Below are 15,395 nucleotides of genomic sequence, written 5' to 3'. Positions count from 1 at the left end.
CTTCCGCTGGTTCTTCGTATCTGGAATCTGACATGTTTCGCTTTCTTTTCGGCCGGCTCGGACTTTTGATACCGACGTTTTTCGGTGTCACCCTGGTTGCCTTCTCGTTCATCCGTCTTCTGCCGGGCGATCCGCTGGATCTTCTTGCCGGAGAACGCGGCATTTCGCCGGAACGCAAGGCCCAGCTTCTGGAGCAGATGGGTTTCGACCAGCCGCTCTGGCGGCAGTATATCGACTACATCGCCGGCATTTTTCAGGGTGACCTGGGGACGTCCTTCGCATCGAAAAAGCCTGTGCTCGACGAGTTCATGACGCTGTTTCCCGCCACCGCCGAACTTGCGCTCTGCGCCATCATTCTCGCGGTCTGCCTCGGCATTCCCGCCGGTATCTACGCTGCCGTCAAACGCGGCTCGATTGCCGACCAGGCGGTCATGGGGACGGCGCTTATCGGCTATTCCATGCCGATCTTCTGGTGGGGCCTGCTGCTGATCATCCTTTTCTCCGGCATCCTGCAGTGGACTCCGGTGTCCGGACGGATCTCGCTTCTGTATTTCTTTCCGCAACCGACCGGTTTCATGCTGATCGACAGTCTGTTGTCGGGGGAAAAGGGTGCATTCCTGTCCGCGGTCCGGCACCTGATATTGCCGTCCATCGTGCTGGCGACAATTCCGCTCGCGGTGATCGCCCGCCAGACCCGCTCCGCCATGCTTGAAGTTCTGGGCGAGGATTATGTGCGCACCGCCCGGGCGAAGGGGCTGCCGCCGAGATCGGTGATCGGTCTTCACGCGCTACGCAACGCGCTCATTCCCGTGGTGACCACCATCGGTCTCCAGGTCGGGGTGCTGCTGGCCGGCGCCATCCTCACGGAAACCATCTTCTCATGGCCGGGCATCGGCAAATGGCTGGTCGACAGCATTTCACGCCGGGACTATTTCGTCGTTCAGGGCGGCCTTCTGATGATCGCCGGCATCATCATGCTGGTCAATCTGATCGTGGATGTGCTCTACGGCCTGATCAATCCGCGCATCCGCTACAACTGAGCCGAGGGTTTAAGAACAATGACAAAAACCTCCCCGGCCACGAAGGCCGATACATCCAGGCTCGAAATGGAAAGCCGCAATGCCACCAAGGCGCAGCTTTACGAATTCTGGTATTATTTTTCGCAGAACAAAGGTGCCGTTCTCGGCCTGATCGTCTTCACCCTGCTGGTTCTGATGGCGGTGTTCGCTCCCTTTGTCGCTCCGCATAATCCGGACGTGCAGTACCGGGACAGTTTCCTGGTGCCGCCGGTGTGGGAAGAGGGCGGCAAGGCTGCCTTCCTTCTGGGGACGGACGCGGTCGGCCGCGACATGCTCTCCCGCCTGATCTACGGCGCGCGCTTCTCGCTGTTCATCGGCGTTGTCGTCGTCAGCATCGCCCTGGTCGGCGGGATCGTTCTCGGCCTCGTCGCCGGGTATGTGCGCGGTGCGGTTGATACGTTCATCATGCGGATCATGGACATCATTCTGGCCTTCCCCTCGCTGTTGCTTGCCCTGGTGCTTGTGGCGATCCTCGGGCCGGGTCTGGTCAATGCGATGATTGCTATCGCCCTGGTGCTGCAACCGCATTTCGTGCGTCTGACCCGGGCCGCTGTCATGGCGGAACGCTCGCGCGACTATGTGATCGCGGCCAAGGTGGCCGGTGCCGGGCATTTCCGGCTGATGTTCAAGACGATCCTGCCGAACTGCCTTGCACCGCTGATCGTTCAGGCGACCCTGTCGTTTTCCAATGCAATCCTGGATGCGGCCGCGCTCGGCTTCCTCGGCATGGGCGCGCAGCCGCCCACGCCCGAATGGGGCACCATGCTGGCCGAGGCACGCGAATTCATCCTGCGCGCCTGGTGGGTCGTCACCTTCCCGGGCCTTGCCATCCTGATCACCGTGCTTGCCATCAACCTGGTCGGCGACGGATTGCGCGATGCGCTCGACCCGAAACTGAAGAGGAGCTGAGGTCCATGTCTCTTCTTGAAATCAGGAACCTGAGGATCGAATTCGACACCGCGAAAGGGCCGTTCAGGGCGCTCGACGGTGTCGACTACATGGTCGATGCCGGGGAAGTTCTGGCCATTGTCGGAGAGTCCGGTTCGGGGAAATCCGTTGCCATGCTGGCGACCATGGGGCTCCTGCCGGACAGTGCAACGATCACCGCGGACAAGATGGATTTTGAGGGCACGGACCTCAGGACCCTGTCCGTCCGGGAGCGCCGGAAAGTGATCGGCAAGGACATTTCGATGATCTTTCAGGAGCCCATCGCCAGCCTGAACCCGTGCTTCACGGTCGGCTTCCAGCTGGGGGAAACTCTGAAGACCCATACAAGCCTGAGGGGCAGGCAGGTCAAGGACCGGGTCGTCGAGCTCTTGACCTCGGTTGGCATTCCCGACCCTGAAGGACGGATCAATGCCTTTCCGCACCAGATGTCCGGCGGGCAGTGCCAGCGCGTGATGATCGCCATGGCGATCGCCTGTGCCCCGAAACTTCTGATCGCGGATGAGCCGACCACGGCGCTGGACGTTACCATCCAGAAACAGATCCTGGATCTTCTGGTTCAGTTGCAGCAGGACAGCGGCATGGGCCTTATCATGATCACCCATGACATGGGTGTCGTTGCGGAGACCGCAGATCGCGTGATCGTTCAATACAAGGGCCGGAAAATGGAGGAAGCCGATGTGCTTTCACTGTTCGAGAGCCCGCAGAACCCCTACACACAGGCACTTCTTTCGGCGCTGCCGGAAAATGCAACCGGCGACCGTCTGCCGACGGTCAGCGACTTTGCCGAAGCGGGAGGGTTTTGAAGATGTCAGACGATGTAATTCTCAAGGTCCGAGACCTCTACCGCACCTATGACATCAGCGGCGGGATGTTCAAGAAGGGCTCGACACTGACTGCAGTCAAAGGTGTCAGTTTCGATGTGAAGCGCGGTTCGACGCTTGCCGTCGTGGGCGAGAGCGGCTGCGGCAAGTCGACCCTGGCGCGCATGCTGACGATGATCGACGCGCAGAGTTCCGGCAGCATCGAGATCGACGGCCTTTCGATGGATATCGCCAGAACCGGCATTTCCAAGGAGATGCGTCAGAAGGTGCAGATCGTTTTCCAGAACCCCTACGGCTCGCTGAACCCGCGACAGAAGATCGGTCACGTTCTGGAAGAACCGCTGCTGCTGAACACGGACATGCCGGCCGCCGAACGCCGGGACCTTGCGCTCCAGATGCTGGAGAAGGTCGGTCTGCAGCCGGAACACTACGGCCGTTATCCGCATATGTTCTCCGGCGGTCAGCGCCAGCGTGTCGCGATCGCCCGGGCCATCATGCTGCAGCCGAAGCTGCTGGTTCTCGATGAGCCGGTCTCCGCCCTGGACCTCTCCGTCCAGGCGCAGATCCTCAATCTGCTGGCCGACCTGCAGGACGAGATGGGGCTGACCTACGTGTTCATCTCCCACGACCTGTCCGTCGTGCGCTATCTCGCCGACAAGGTGATGGTGATGTATTTCGGCGAGGTCGTGGAATACGGCACGCGGGACGAGGTGTTCGACAATCCGCAGCACGATTACACCAAGACCCTGTTCGCGGCGACGCCGCGCGCGGATGCCGAAAGCATCCGTAAGCGGTTGGCTGCCAAGGCTGCCTGAGGCAGTTACCCGGCGATAAGCGTTTTGAGCGGGCACATCCTTCTTGACCGGTCCGGCTCGGTTTTGTCGAGCCTGATTGACGAGGATGGCTTTGCTCGGGCGTGCTCCGACCGGAGCGGTCTTCGGAGACACACAGGCGACTCTCTGGAAACGAGTGGACCCCGGCTCAGCGCTGCGCTTGGCCGGGGAGTCACGCAGAAGAGGTTCCTGCGAGCAGGAGGCTGCTCTCCGGGCAACGTTTGTGTGTGCTTGCAGGGCGTCTTTCTCGTATCCGGTGAAAAACAGGCATCCGGGGGAGTTGTTTTATTCGTTAATTCGGGTATTCTCGAATTATGGAAAAAGAAGAAGCCCTGAATGCGTTGGCGGCGCTCGGCCAGGAAACGCGCCTCGACGTCTTTCGCCTGCTGGTGAAGGCCGGAGCCGACGGCATGACAGCCGGGGCGATCTCCGATGCGCTGGACGTTCGTCCCAATACCCTGTCGACCCATCTGGGCGCCCTGTCCCGTTCCGGCCTTGTGCAGGCCGAGCGGGACGGGCGTTCGATCTGTTACCGCGCGAACCTGCGCACCATGCAGGATCTGGTGACCTATCTGCTGCAGGACTGCTGCGGCGGCAACCCGGAGCTCTGCGCTCCATTTCTCAACATGATGGGACCGGCGTCCCGTGACAGCGCGAATGATTGCTGAGAGCCCGGCAAGGTGGCCTCGTGAAAGAACGCGGTGTCCTGTTCGTCTGCGCAACGGTCCCTCACTGAATATCCCCGGTCCGGCGAAAAACCGGGACCGGAAAGCAGGGTCGGGGTTGTCTTTGACGCGGCCTTCGAGCCGCTCGAAAATCGAATAACGAAAGAATGGTCATGAGCAAGGAAGCATCTTCACCCATGGGACTCTTCGAGCGATATCTGTCGCTGTGGGTCGCGTTGTGTATCGCCGCGGGCGTCGGTTTCGGCGCGGTTTTTCCGGCAATCTTCGAGACGATCGCATCGTTTGAATATGCCAGCGTCAATCTCGTTGTTGCCGTTCTCATCTGGGTGATGATCTACCCGATGATGGTGAACGTCGATTTTGCGTCCCTGAAGGACGTCGGCAGGAAGCCCAAGGGCCTGTGCATCACCCTTGTCGTCAACTGGCTGATCAAACCGTTTACGATGGCGGCGCTCGGCATTCTGTTCTTCGAGCATGTCTTCGCGGGTCTTGTCGATCCGCAGACCGCGAAGGAATACATCGCCGGCATGATCCTGCTCGGGGTTGCTCCCTGCACGGCCATGGTGTTCGTCTGGAGCCAGCTGGTGCGCGGCGATGCCAATTACACGCTCGTTCAAGTCTCGATCAACGACATCATCATGGTCTTCGCCTTCGCGCCAATCGCGGCCTTGTTGCTTGGGGTGACCGATATCATTGTCCCGTGGCAGACTCTGCTTCTGTCGGTGATCCTTTACGTCATCATTCCGCTCATCGCCGGGTATCTGACGCGCAAGGCGCTGGATGGAACCGACAATGACGCACGCATCGCCGCGTTCACGGGAAAGGTCAAACCCTTCTCGGTGATGGGCCTGCTGGCGACGGTGGTTCTGCTGTTCGGATTTCAGGCGCAGACCATTCTCGACAAGCCGATGGTCATCGTGCTGATCGCGGTGCCGCTGCTGATCCAGAGCTACGGCATATTCTTCATTGCCTATGGCTGGGGCTATCTGTGGCGCGTACCGTTCAACACCGCGGCCCCGGCGGCGCTCATCGGGACGTCAAACTTCTTCGAACTCGCGGTTGCCGTCGCCATCAGCCTGTTCGGGCTGAATTCCGGTGCCGCGTTGGCGACGGTTGTCGGGGTGCTGGTGGAAGTGCCGGTGATGCTGTCCCTTGTGGCCTTCGCCAACAGGACACGATCCCATTTTCCGGTGACCGCGTAGGGATGGGAATACCCATCTGTTGCCGCCGGAGTCATCCGGTTGCGATGCCGACTTGATAAATGGCGTGCCGGCTGACAGAACGGTTCCGGCCTCTTGAGAGCGGACGGCAACCTGTCGCCGCGCTGGTTCGGGGAAGCGGGAAAACGGTCGGAGCAGCATGAGCAAGGGACGTGTCCATATCGCCGGTGCGGGTATTGTCGGCCTCGCCACTGCCGCCATTCTGGTGCAACGCGGCTATCAGGTGACCATCCTCGACCGGGAAGGGCCGGCGGCCGGCGCGAGCCAGGGGAATGCCTCCGCGATCGCCTGGACGGACGTGGCCCCGATAGCCTCGCCGGGGCTGTGGAAGCAGGCGCTTAAATGGCTCGCCGATCCTCTCGGGCCACTCTCGGTTCGGCCAGCCTATGCGCTGAAGATCCTGCCCTGGATGCTGCGTTTTCTGGCGGCGTCGAACCCCGAACGCGTGGCGCGCAGTACCGCAGCCCTTGTGGACATCAACAGCGGGGTGCTGCCGGCCTGGGAACGGCTCTGGCGCGTGTCCGGAACCCACAACCAGGTGCGCCGCGATGGCTGTCTGGAACTTCTGGATACGGCCGCATCGCTTGAGAAAGCCCGGCAGGCCTGGGCTGAACAGCGGGACCATGGCATCGCGGTCGAAGAGCTTGCTGCCGGGGCCATCCGCGAGCTTGAGCCGGATCTGTCGACCCGGGCAATCGGTGGTGCTCTGGTGCCGGACTGGATGCAGGTCGACGATCCGAAGATCCTGTGCCTGTCGCTGGCGGACTGGCTGAAAGGGCAGGGTGTGGACTTCACGGTTGCCGAGATCGACCGTCTTGAGCCGAACGGCAACGGGTGCGGGCTCATTTTGAAATCGGGTGAGCGGATCGAAGCAAGCCGGCTCGTCGTCGCCTGCGGCGCCTGGTCGAAGCATCTTGCGGCCCAACTCGGCGACCGGATCCCGCTCGATACCGAACGCGGCTACAACATCACCATTCCCGCTCCGTCCATCACCGTGAAGAGGTTCATCATGCTGCCGGGGCACGGCTTCGTGCTGTCTCCGCTATCGACCGGCCTGCGCGTCGGCGGCGCGGTTGAATTCGGAGGTCTGAACCTGCCGCCCAACTGGAAGCGCGTCGATGCCATGGTCGCCAAGGCGCGGCTGTTTTATCCCGGCCTCAAGACGGAAGGCGGCAAGCGCTGGATGGGCTTCCGTCCCTCCCTTCCCGACAGCCTGCCGGTGATTTCTCCGGCAACACGTCATGACGGGATTTTCTATGCTTTCGGCCACGCCCATCACGGCCTGACACAGGCGGCTGTCACCGGCGAGATGATTGCCGACATGATCGAGGGCAAGGCGCCTGCAGTCGATCCGAAGCCGTTTGCGGCGGGTCGGTTCTAGCGGCGGAGTTTTCCCGTGAGATACCCCCACCCCTAACCCTCCCCACAAGGGGGAGGGGGATGCGGCCCCGGTGTTCGTGATGCTGTTTGCTTGTCTGCGAAGTTCGTCGAGTATGAGTGACCAGCCAGATCGGCAGTCTCGACCCCTCCCCCTTGTGGGGAGGGGATTGGGGTGGGGGTGCCTGCCGTGCCGGCGACGGAAGCGCCCGGCAGTGTTGTGCCGGGCTACTTCTTCTTGTTCATTGCCGCCGCCAGGGCTGCTGCCAGAGCATTGTTGCCGCCGTCAGCGCCGGAAGATTTCGGCGCGCCTCTCTTTCCGCCACCGGGACCACCACGCGGAGCGTTGCCGCCGGGGGCTCTGCCGCCCGGACGTCCCTGGTTCTGGCCACCTCGCTCCTGACCGGTACGTTCCCGCTGGCCCTGATAGTCGGCCTGGCTCTTCATGGTCATGGAGATGCGCTTGCGCGGGACGTCCACGTCCAGAATGGTCACGCTGACGATGTCGCCTGCCTTGACGATCTTGTGCGGGTCGTCAACGAAGCGGTCGGCGAGCTGGGAGACATGCACCAGACCGTCCTGGTGAACGCCGACATCGACGAAGGCGCCGAAGTTGGTGACGTTGGTGACCGTGCCTTCCAACTTCATGCCCGGTTTCAGGTCGGAGATCTCCTCGATGCCGTCCTGCAAGGTTGCTGTCTTGAATTCCGGGCGCGGGTCACGGCCCGGTTTTTCCAGTTCGGCGAAAATGTCCTTCACCGTCGGCAGGCCGAATTTCTCGTCCGTGTAGTCGGCCGGATCCAGGTTGCTCAGCAGTGAACCGTTGCCCATGATCTGGCGGACATCGCGGCCGCAGGCCTTCACGATGCGCTTGGCCAGCGGGTAGGCTTCCGGGTGAACGGAAGAGGCGTCGAGCGGCTCCTTGCCGTCGTTGATGCGCAGGAAGCCTGCGCAGAGTTCATAGGCCTTGGCGCCGAGACGCGGCACCTTCTTGAGCTGTGACCGGCTGTCGAAGCGGCCGATTTCCTCGCGGTGCTCGACGACGGCGCGCGCAAGGCTGTCAGACAAGCCGGAAATGCGTGACAGAAGCGCCGGGGAGGCAGTGTTGAGGTCGACCCCGACGGCGTTCACCGCATCTTCCACCACCGCATCAAGCGCGCGGGCGAGCCGGGTCTGGTTGACGTCGTGCTGGTACTGGCCGACGCCGATGGATTTCGGCTCGATCTTGACCAGTTCGGCCAGCGGGTCCTGCAGGCGGCGGGCGATGGAGGCCGCGCCGCGCAGGGAGACATCGACGCCCGGCATTTCCATGGCCGCCAGCTCGGAGGCGGAATAGACAGAGGCACCGGCTTCGTTGACGATCACCTTCACCGGGCGTTGTGCTGCCGGGATATCGGCGAGGACGTCGCCCGTCAGCTTGTCGGTTTCGCGGCTGGCCGTGCCGTTGCCGATGGCGATCAGGCCGACCTTGTGTTTTGCGATCTGGGCAAGCAGCGCGGCGCGGGCGCCGGAGACATCGTTGCGCGGCTGGAACGGGTAGATCGTTGCGGTGTCGATCAGCTTGCCGGTTTCATCGACAACAGCAACCTTCACCCCGGTCCGGATGCCTGGATCGAGGCCGAGCGTCGCCCGGGCGCCGGCGGGCGCGGCGAGCAGCAGGTCCTTGAGGTTCCTGGCAAAGACCTGGATGGCTTCCTCTTCGGCCTTGTCGCGCAGTACGCCCATCAGGTCGAGTTCCAGATGCAGCGCGAGCTTCACCTTCCAGGCGAAACGGGCCACTTCCATCAGCCATTTGTCCGCCGGGCGGCCCCGGTCGGCGATGGCATAGGTGTCGGCGACCATCCGTACCGCGGGCGGGACGGGGGCGACATCATCCGCGTCCACCGTCAGGTCGACAGAGAGAATGCCTTCGTTGCGCCCGCGAAACAGGGCCAGGGCCCGGTGGCTCGGGATCTTCGACCATTTTTCCGAATAGTCGAAATAGTCCGCAAATTTCGCGCCTTTTTCCGTCATGCCGTCGATCAGTTTCGCCTGTACGACGCCGCGTTCCTCGACATGTCTGCGCAGCCGGCCGACGAGTTCGGCGTTCTCGGCAAAGCGCTCCATCAGGATCTGGCGGGCGCCGTCGAGCACAGCCTTGGTATCGGCATACCCCTTGTCCGCATCCACGAATGCAGCGGCTTCGGTTTCCGGTGTCCTGGCAGGATCGGAAAGCAGCAGGTCGGCGAGCGGCTCCAGTCCGGCCTCGCGGGCGATCTGGGCCTTGGTGCGGCGCTTTTTCTTGAACGGCAGGTAGATGTCTTCAAGCCGGGACTTGGTTTCGGCGGCCTGTATGCCGGCGATCAGGTCATCGGTAAGCTTGCCCTGTTCCTCGATGGATTTGAGAATGGCGCCGCGCCGGTCTTCCAGTTCACGCAGGTAGATCAGCCGCTCCTCGAGCTTCCGCAACTGGGTGTCGTCCAACCCGCCGGTCGCCTCTTTCCGGTAGCGGGCGATGAAGGGTACGGTCGAGCCTTCGTCGAGAAGTTCGACGGTCGTGTTGACCTGGGCTGCCTTGCAGCCGATCTCGTCGGCGATCAGTTGTGCGATGCGCAAGGCGGTGTCGCCGGACTTCAGGGCCTGGGAACCGGGTTTTGACGGATCGGAAACTGTAACACTGGCCATTGACGCGGTAACTTTCGGTGGAGATAAATGTCAGCCGCCGACGATAATGCGCCTGAAGGGGGCGGGGAAGACAAAGAGCGGTTCCGTCCACCGGCAATTGTTGTACGCATTTACGCAAAGCAGACGCATATGCGGCATTCAATTGATTATTATGCGGATGAAAATTGTACTCTTGCGGCAGGGTGTAATTCCTGCACGATTTTTTAATCGCGCGATTTACGTCCTATGAACGCAATGTAACAAAAATCGTTCTCTCGAACGTCAATTGCCGTATTCCTTTGGTGAACTCGTTGTGATTTGCTGTGAAATCTGAAATATCCGGCCTGAAGGGTTGAATTGGTCCTGCGAATTACGACATCGAACATGCAGAATTCATCAAGCCGATTGTAAAATGGAGGCGTTGCCAATGGCCCGCGGACGGCCGAGAAAAGTAGATCTGAAAGATGCCCTTCAGTCGGTGATGATCGCTTTCTGGCAAAACGGCTATAGCGGAACCTCCATGAACGATCTGGCGGAAGCCTCGGGCATGGCCAAACCCGGCCTTTACGCGGCTTTCGGGGACAAAGAGACAATTTTCGAGAAGGCGCTTCTGCATTATTTCGAGACGTTCGGAGGTCCGGTCTTCGCGCGGCTTCACGCGGCGCAAAAGCATGTCATTGAGGACTTGCGGGATTTTCTGGGGGCCGTTGCCGAACTGACGACAGACCGCAACACGCCGTCTGGCTGTTTTCTCGTCAATGCGCTTGTCGACTGCACCTATGGAGTGCAGAGGCACCGGGAACTGGTCGAAGGGCTCAGGGACTCGCGGTTTACGGCGATCAAGGAACGTCTTTTCAAAGCGGTCTCAGCCGGGGAAATGCCGGCAGACATGGATGTCGATCGTGTGGCGACATTCGTGGATGGTCAGTTTTCGGCAATCGCCGTGCTTGGGCGCAGCGGAAGCACCGAAGCGGATCTGTCGACCTTTATCGAAACGGGGCTGCGTGCCCTGCCGGTTTGCGGCAATCCGCAGGTGTTTGCAGACGCCGAGCCGGGCGACACTATCTTACGACAGTGATGCGTTCGGCCGCGCGAGTGACCGCCGTATAAAGCCAGCGGCTCTTGTGCTCGCGGAACGCCCAGCTTTCATCGAACAGAACCACATCGTCCCATTGCGACCCCTGCGCCTTGTGCACGGTCAGGGCGTAGCCGTAGTCGAATTCGTCGGCCTTGCGGCGGATCGCATAGGGTATGGCTTCCGCACCGTCTTCGAACATCGCCGGAAGTACCTTCACCTTGACGGTTGTTTTGGCGAGATCGTCCTCGGTGACGACATCGAACCGCAAGGTGTTGCCGCGTGACTGGCGCAGCCGCTTCACGGTCCACAGTCCGCCGTTCAAAAGGCCCTTGGTCTTGTCGTTGCGGAGGCAGACGAGCTTGTCGCCAACGGCGGGCATCGGCGTCGTGAAATCCTTCAGTTCGCGGATGCGGCTGTTGTAAAGCCGCCGGGTCTTGTTGGTGCCGACCAGCACCTGGTCCGCCGCCAGGATCTGCTCCCTGTCGATCTCGCGGCGATGGATTACCTTGCTTTCACCGAAGACGCCGTAATCCAGTTCGCCGCCGTCGCGGATGGTCATGGACATGCGCACGATCGGATTGTCCTGCGCCTGGCGATGAACTTCCGTCAGCATCACGTCCGGTTCGGCATCGGTGAAATAGCCGCCGCCCTTCACCGGGGGGAGCTGCGCGGGATCCCCGAGCACCAGCACCGGCGTCCCGAAGGACAGGAGATCCTTACCGAGATCCTCGTCCACCATGGAACACTCGTCGATGACGATCAGGCTCGCTGTTGCGGCGGCGCTGTCCCGCTTGATGGCAAACTGCGGACCTGCGTCCTCTTCATCGTCGTCCGTCGTCTCTTCTTCCTTCGCGGAGCGCGGGCGGTAGATCAGGGAGTGGATGGTGCCCGCGTCCTCGCAGCCCTTCTGGCGCAGCACATGGGCAGCCTTGCCGGTGAAGGCGCCGAAACAGACATCGCCGTCGATGCCTTCGGCCAGATGGCGGGCGAGCGTTGTCTTGCCGGTGCCCGCGTAGCCGAACAGCCGGAACACCTGCCGGTCGCCGCGCTGGAGCCAGGCGGCGGTCGCTTTCAGGGCTTCATCTTGTTGCGGGGACCAGGCCAAGGAACGTTCCTTCAGATTGCAGACCCGGTTGCTTACCCTGATTTGGCTGAGTCGGCCAAGGGCGAATCCCGTGTTTGCACCGCGCCTGTCACCCCAGGACGGAAAACGAGCTTTCCTTCGTCAGGTCGCGCTTGCGGGAAAACGTTGCGGTGTTCAGGGTGTGACCGGCCTTTTTGAGCGGGAAGCGGAACGGGGAGGCGTCGTGATCGTTGCCTGTTTCGCAATAGTCGACGAGATCCGCCATCAACCGTCCGGCGACCGGGGCATTCTTGAACTGGTTGCCGCTGGTGCCGATGGCCAGGTAGTAGCCGTCGATATCGCTGCGGTCATAGATCGGCAGCCAGTCGTCGGTGGCGTCGTACAGATCGGCGATGCCGACAGGGTGCTGCGAGACGCCGAGGTCGGGCAGGCGCTGGGAGTAGCGGTAGGCATAGGTCAGTGCGCGGTCGGTGAGGTCGCGGGGAAAGTCATCCGGGTCTTCTTCCAGCGGCGGATCGCAGGGCGGGTTTTCGCTGCCGAGCATGAGCTGGCCGCCGCTGCCCGGCTTCAGGTAGACGGCAATATCGCTATCGGAGACGATCAGACCTTCGCGGGAATAGCCGAGCCGTTCCGGTGGTTTGATCTGCACCACCTCCTGGCGCAGCGGTCTGTGTCCGATGCGGATGCCCGGGTCGCCGTCCAGCAGGTCGTTGACCTTGCCCGAGTGGGGACCGGCGACATTGATGACGATGGCTGAGTGGAGTTCGCTGCCATCGGCACAGACGATCCCGCTCACGCGGTTATCCTCGACCTGAATTTTCACGACCTTGGTGTTGAACCGGAATTCCGCGCCGTGGCGGCTGGCGGCATCTTTGAGATTGCGGGCCGCGAGCTGCGGATCGTCGACATAACCGCCCGCGGGGAAAAACACACCGCTGCGGATTTCTCCGCCGGTCGGGGCGCCGAAGTCGTCATGGTCCATCTTTTTGGCTGGGGCGAAGCATTCCAGATTGTATCCCGGCATGCGCTCGAGGATCTTTTCCGCGGACCAGTGCTCATAGGCGATGCCGAGGGTGTCGGCGTGTTTCAGGACGCGCTCGAGATAGTTGTTGGCCGCGGTTTTCATGACCAGTGTTCCGGTTTCGACAAACCTGGCCAGGCCTTCCGGGTCTTCCATGCCAAGGCAGGACTGCCAGTTCTTCCAGTCGTGATATCCCTCCAGCGCCATCGCGGTGCCGTCCAGCGTGGAGTAGTAGGTGCGGATGACCGCTGCCGATGAAGAGGTTGAACCGTAACCGGCCGCGGGCAGGGCGTCGACATTCAGCGTCCTGCGGCCCTTGCTTGCCATCGCATGGGCAATCGCGCAGCCGATGATACCGGCGCCGATGATGATGGCGTCATAGGGGGTCTTCTGGCTCTCCGGACTGGCCATTCAGCGTTCCTTCTCGCGTTTCGGACCACAACAGGCGAGCCGTCCGGGTTTGTCCAGAGGAGAAACCGCCAGAGATTGTTCTGAAACAGCCGAAACATGCTCGATAAAATCAATAATTGTCTATTAAAAACCAAGCACATGAATTTTATAAACATATGGAAGATTGTGAAAACGATTGTAGAATTTGTTCCCTAGTCTCCTGTTGAACCCAACGTCTCTCCCGGACATAGTTTGCGGAGTTCGTTTCCGAACGCCGATTCAAAATCAACTGGAGAGACGTGTGCCACGCGCAAAAGCTTGCGAATGGCCGACGCTGGCATTGATTGCCGCCACGTCGGCAGTCTGGATTCTACTGGTCGGATTTTATGGTGTTTTGGGCGCCTGGGTCGTCTGCCCGATGGCCGCGGTTCTGGTGACGCTGCAGTCCTCTCTGCAGCACGAGGTCCTGCACGGTCACCCGACACGCAACCCCGCATTCAACGAGGCGCTGGTCTATTTCCCTCTCGGGCTGTTCATTCCCTACCGCCGGTTCAAGTCGCTGCATCTGCGTCATCATAACAATGACCGGCTGACCGACCCTTATGACGACCCGGAGAGTTCCTATCTCGCCTGGCGCGACTGGAAAAGGCTTCCCGCTGTCATTCGTTTCGTTCTCACGGTCAACAATACGCTTCTCGGCCGATTGCTGATCGGTCCCGCCGTGTCTCTCGTCGGGTTCTACGGTGCCGAGATTCGAAAGTTGTGTGCGGGCGACAGGGCGGTTCTGAGAGCCTGGGTGCATCATCTTGCAGGGCTGCTTCCAGTCATTTTCTTCGTGACGGTGATTGGCGCAATGCCGTTCTGGCTCTATGTTTTCGGCATAGCCTATCCCGCAATGAGCCTGCTTATGCTGCGTACCTATGCCGAACACCGGGCCCATGAAAATGCCGAAGCGCGTTCCATCGTGGTCGAATTCTGCCCGGTCTTTTCGCTGCTCTTCCTGAACAACAATCTGCATGTCGTCCACCACGCCCATCCGAGGGCGCCGTGGTATCGGCTGCCAGGCATTTACCGGGCCGCGCGGGACGAGTGGCGGCGGCGCAACGAAGGATATGTGTTCGCCAGCTATTTCGATCTGGCACGGCGGTATCTCTTCAAGGTCAAGGAGCCCGTTCCCCATCCCCTCAGGCGCCGGGATACGGACGAGGCGGTTTCTTGACGGGGGACGAATGTTTTCACGTCCGGCTGCCGATGTACGACTGGCCGGAGGTGCGGAACGCGACTGCCGATCTTGAAGCCGCCCTGCAGACCGCACTCGTGGAAGCGCTCGGGCTGACACCTTCCCAAATTGCTGAGTGGCCGGAGCATCTGGATCTTGGCGAAGCCTGGGCCCGTCCGGACGTGCTGCTGACGCAGACCTGCGGTTATCCGCTGACACATGCGCTGAGCGGCAAGGTCAGGCTACTGGGGGCACCGCATTACGCGGCACCGGGCTGCGACGGGCCGAGGTATTGCAGCCAGATCGTTGTCAGGCGCGACAGCCCTCTTGAAAGGCTTTCGGACCTGCGCGGTGCACGGGTGGTCTTCAACAGTCCGGACAGCCAGTCGGGTATGAACGCCCTGCGCCATAGCGTGGCCCGGCTCGCAGACGGAAAAACGTTTTTCTCGAGCGTTACGGCCAGCGGCGGGCATCGGGCCTCCCTGACCGCAGTGGCGCGGAAAGATGCCGACGTGGCCGCCATCGACGCGGTCTGCTGGGATCTCGCCTGCCGGTATCTGCCGGACCTTGCGACGCAACTCAGACCGATTGACCGGACGGCGTCCGTCCCCGGTCTGCCGCTGATCACATCCTTGCGGTTTTCCGACAGGCAAGCCGATCTCATCGCGGAAACGGTTGCGGCGATTTTCACGGCACCCGAAACGCGGAAAAGCCGCGAACGCCTGGGCATTCACGGCTTCTCACGATTGTCTGTTGCGGACTATGCGCCAATTCTCTCCATGGAAAGAGAGGCCGCCGGACTGGGCTACCCCGGTCTGGCGTAAGTCCGCTACGTCCGCGTTTCAGCGGGCGGAATTCTGTTTCCGGGCGATTTCGCGCAGACGCAGAGCTTCGTCCATGCGGGCCAGGTGAGAGGCGGAGTTGCCGTGGACGAGACCCATGAGGTTCGTGCCGAGAGCTTGTGCAAGATAGGTCATGGCGTTTCCAATCCTGATC

The 15,395-nt window shown here is 61.3% G+C and carries 14 protein-coding genes; 10 read left to right on the top strand and 4 right to left on the bottom strand.

Going from position 1 to position 15,395, the window contains the following annotated elements; translation table 11 throughout:
- Positions 1 to 32 precede the first annotated feature (32 nt).
- The 7 genes from Q1B40_RS15335 to Q1B40_RS15305 all read left to right on the top strand — a co-directional run bounded on the left by Q1B40_RS15335 (position 33) and on the right by Q1B40_RS15305 (position 6,968).
- Positions 33 to 1,040, top strand: a complete 1,008-nt coding sequence (locus Q1B40_RS15335) for an ABC transporter permease subunit (RefSeq protein WP_299816267.1) — start codon at positions 33 to 35, stop codon at positions 1,038 to 1,040.
- Positions 1,041 to 1,106: 66 nt separating this feature from the next.
- Positions 1,107 to 1,988 carry an ABC transporter permease subunit gene (locus Q1B40_RS15330; RefSeq protein ID WP_299816553.1) on the top strand — a complete coding sequence of 294 codons (882 nt, stop codon included), beginning with the start codon at positions 1,107 to 1,109 and terminating at the stop codon, positions 1,986 to 1,988.
- A gap of 5 nt (positions 1,989 to 1,993) precedes the next feature.
- A complete protein-coding gene (locus Q1B40_RS15325) occupies positions 1,994 to 2,830 on the top strand; it encodes an ABC transporter ATP-binding protein (protein WP_299816265.1) in 837 nt (278 codons plus the stop codon).
- Positions 2,831 to 2,832: 2 nt separating this feature from the next.
- Positions 2,833 to 3,663 (top strand): dipeptide ABC transporter ATP-binding protein, encoded by an 831-nt coding sequence (locus Q1B40_RS15320; RefSeq protein WP_299816263.1) that lies wholly within the window; start codon positions 2,833 to 2,835, stop codon positions 3,661 to 3,663.
- 332 nt (positions 3,664 to 3,995) lie between these two features.
- The gene (locus Q1B40_RS15315) at positions 3,996 to 4,349 is read left to right on the top strand and encodes a helix-turn-helix transcriptional regulator (protein ID WP_299816261.1); all 354 of its coding nucleotides are present in this window, start codon (positions 3,996 to 3,998) and stop codon (positions 4,347 to 4,349) included.
- 194 nt (positions 4,350 to 4,543) lie between these two features.
- Positions 4,544 to 5,569: an ACR3 family arsenite efflux transporter gene (gene arsB, locus Q1B40_RS15310; protein ID WP_299816259.1), complete on the top strand. Its 1,026-nt coding sequence runs from the start codon at positions 4,544 to 4,546 to the stop codon at positions 5,567 to 5,569.
- A gap of 157 nt (positions 5,570 to 5,726) precedes the next feature.
- Positions 5,727 to 6,968 carry an FAD-binding oxidoreductase gene (locus Q1B40_RS15305; protein WP_299816257.1) on the top strand — a complete coding sequence of 414 codons (1,242 nt, stop codon included), beginning with the start codon at positions 5,727 to 5,729 and terminating at the stop codon, positions 6,966 to 6,968.
- A gap of 224 nt (positions 6,969 to 7,192) precedes the next feature.
- Here the strand turns inward: Q1B40_RS15305 and Q1B40_RS15300 are convergent, their stop codons facing one another.
- Entirely contained in the window at positions 7,193 to 9,628 is a 2,436-nt protein-coding gene (locus Q1B40_RS15300) for a Tex family protein (RefSeq protein WP_299816255.1), read from the bottom strand.
- A gap of 406 nt (positions 9,629 to 10,034) precedes the next feature.
- On the opposite strand from Q1B40_RS15300, the gene Q1B40_RS15295 reads away from it, so the two are divergent.
- A complete protein-coding gene (locus tag Q1B40_RS15295) occupies positions 10,035 to 10,685 on the top strand; it encodes a TetR/AcrR family transcriptional regulator (protein ID WP_299816253.1) in 651 nt (216 codons plus the stop codon).
- Here Q1B40_RS15295 and Q1B40_RS15290 read toward each other — a convergent pair.
- Together Q1B40_RS15290 and Q1B40_RS15285 are read right to left on the bottom strand one after the other, a co-directional pair.
- Complete coding sequence (locus Q1B40_RS15290; RefSeq protein WP_299816251.1) at positions 10,669 to 11,790, bottom strand: ATP-dependent RecD-like DNA helicase; 1,122 nt, start codon at positions 11,788 to 11,790, stop codon at positions 10,669 to 10,671. The two genes, Q1B40_RS15295 and Q1B40_RS15290, sit on opposite strands and share 17 nt — an antisense overlap.
- Positions 11,791 to 11,878: 88 nt before the next feature.
- Complete coding sequence (locus tag Q1B40_RS15285) at positions 11,879 to 13,201, bottom strand: FAD-binding oxidoreductase (RefSeq protein WP_299816249.1); 1,323 nt, start codon at positions 13,199 to 13,201, stop codon at positions 11,879 to 11,881.
- 280 nt (positions 13,202 to 13,481) lie between these two features.
- Here Q1B40_RS15285 and Q1B40_RS15280 point away from each other — a divergent pair, with 280 nt between their 5' ends.
- Both Q1B40_RS15280 and Q1B40_RS15275 read left to right on the top strand, forming a co-directional pair.
- A complete protein-coding gene (locus tag Q1B40_RS15280) occupies positions 13,482 to 14,399 on the top strand; it encodes a fatty acid desaturase (protein ID WP_299816247.1) in 918 nt (305 codons plus the stop codon).
- The gene (locus Q1B40_RS15275; RefSeq protein WP_299816245.1) at positions 14,396 to 15,223 is read left to right on the top strand and encodes a PhnD/SsuA/transferrin family substrate-binding protein; all 828 of its coding nucleotides are present in this window, start codon (positions 14,396 to 14,398) and stop codon (positions 15,221 to 15,223) included. The genes Q1B40_RS15280 and Q1B40_RS15275 overlap by 4 nt, the downstream gene beginning before the upstream one ends.
- An 18-nt stretch (positions 15,224 to 15,241) precedes the next feature.
- Here Q1B40_RS15275 and Q1B40_RS15270 read toward each other — a convergent pair whose 3' ends face one another.
- Positions 15,242 to 15,376, bottom strand: coding sequence for a hypothetical protein (locus Q1B40_RS15270; protein ID WP_299816244.1), 135 nt, complete (start codon positions 15,374 to 15,376; stop codon positions 15,242 to 15,244).
- Between the last annotated feature and the right edge of the window lie 19 nt (positions 15,377 to 15,395).

Source organism: uncultured Roseibium sp., assembly GCF_947496995.1.
Lineage (GTDB): Bacteria > Pseudomonadota > Alphaproteobacteria > Rhizobiales > Stappiaceae > Roseibium.
The sequence above is the reverse complement of the archived record's forward strand: the minus strand, read 5'-3'. Positions and strand labels throughout refer to the sequence as shown.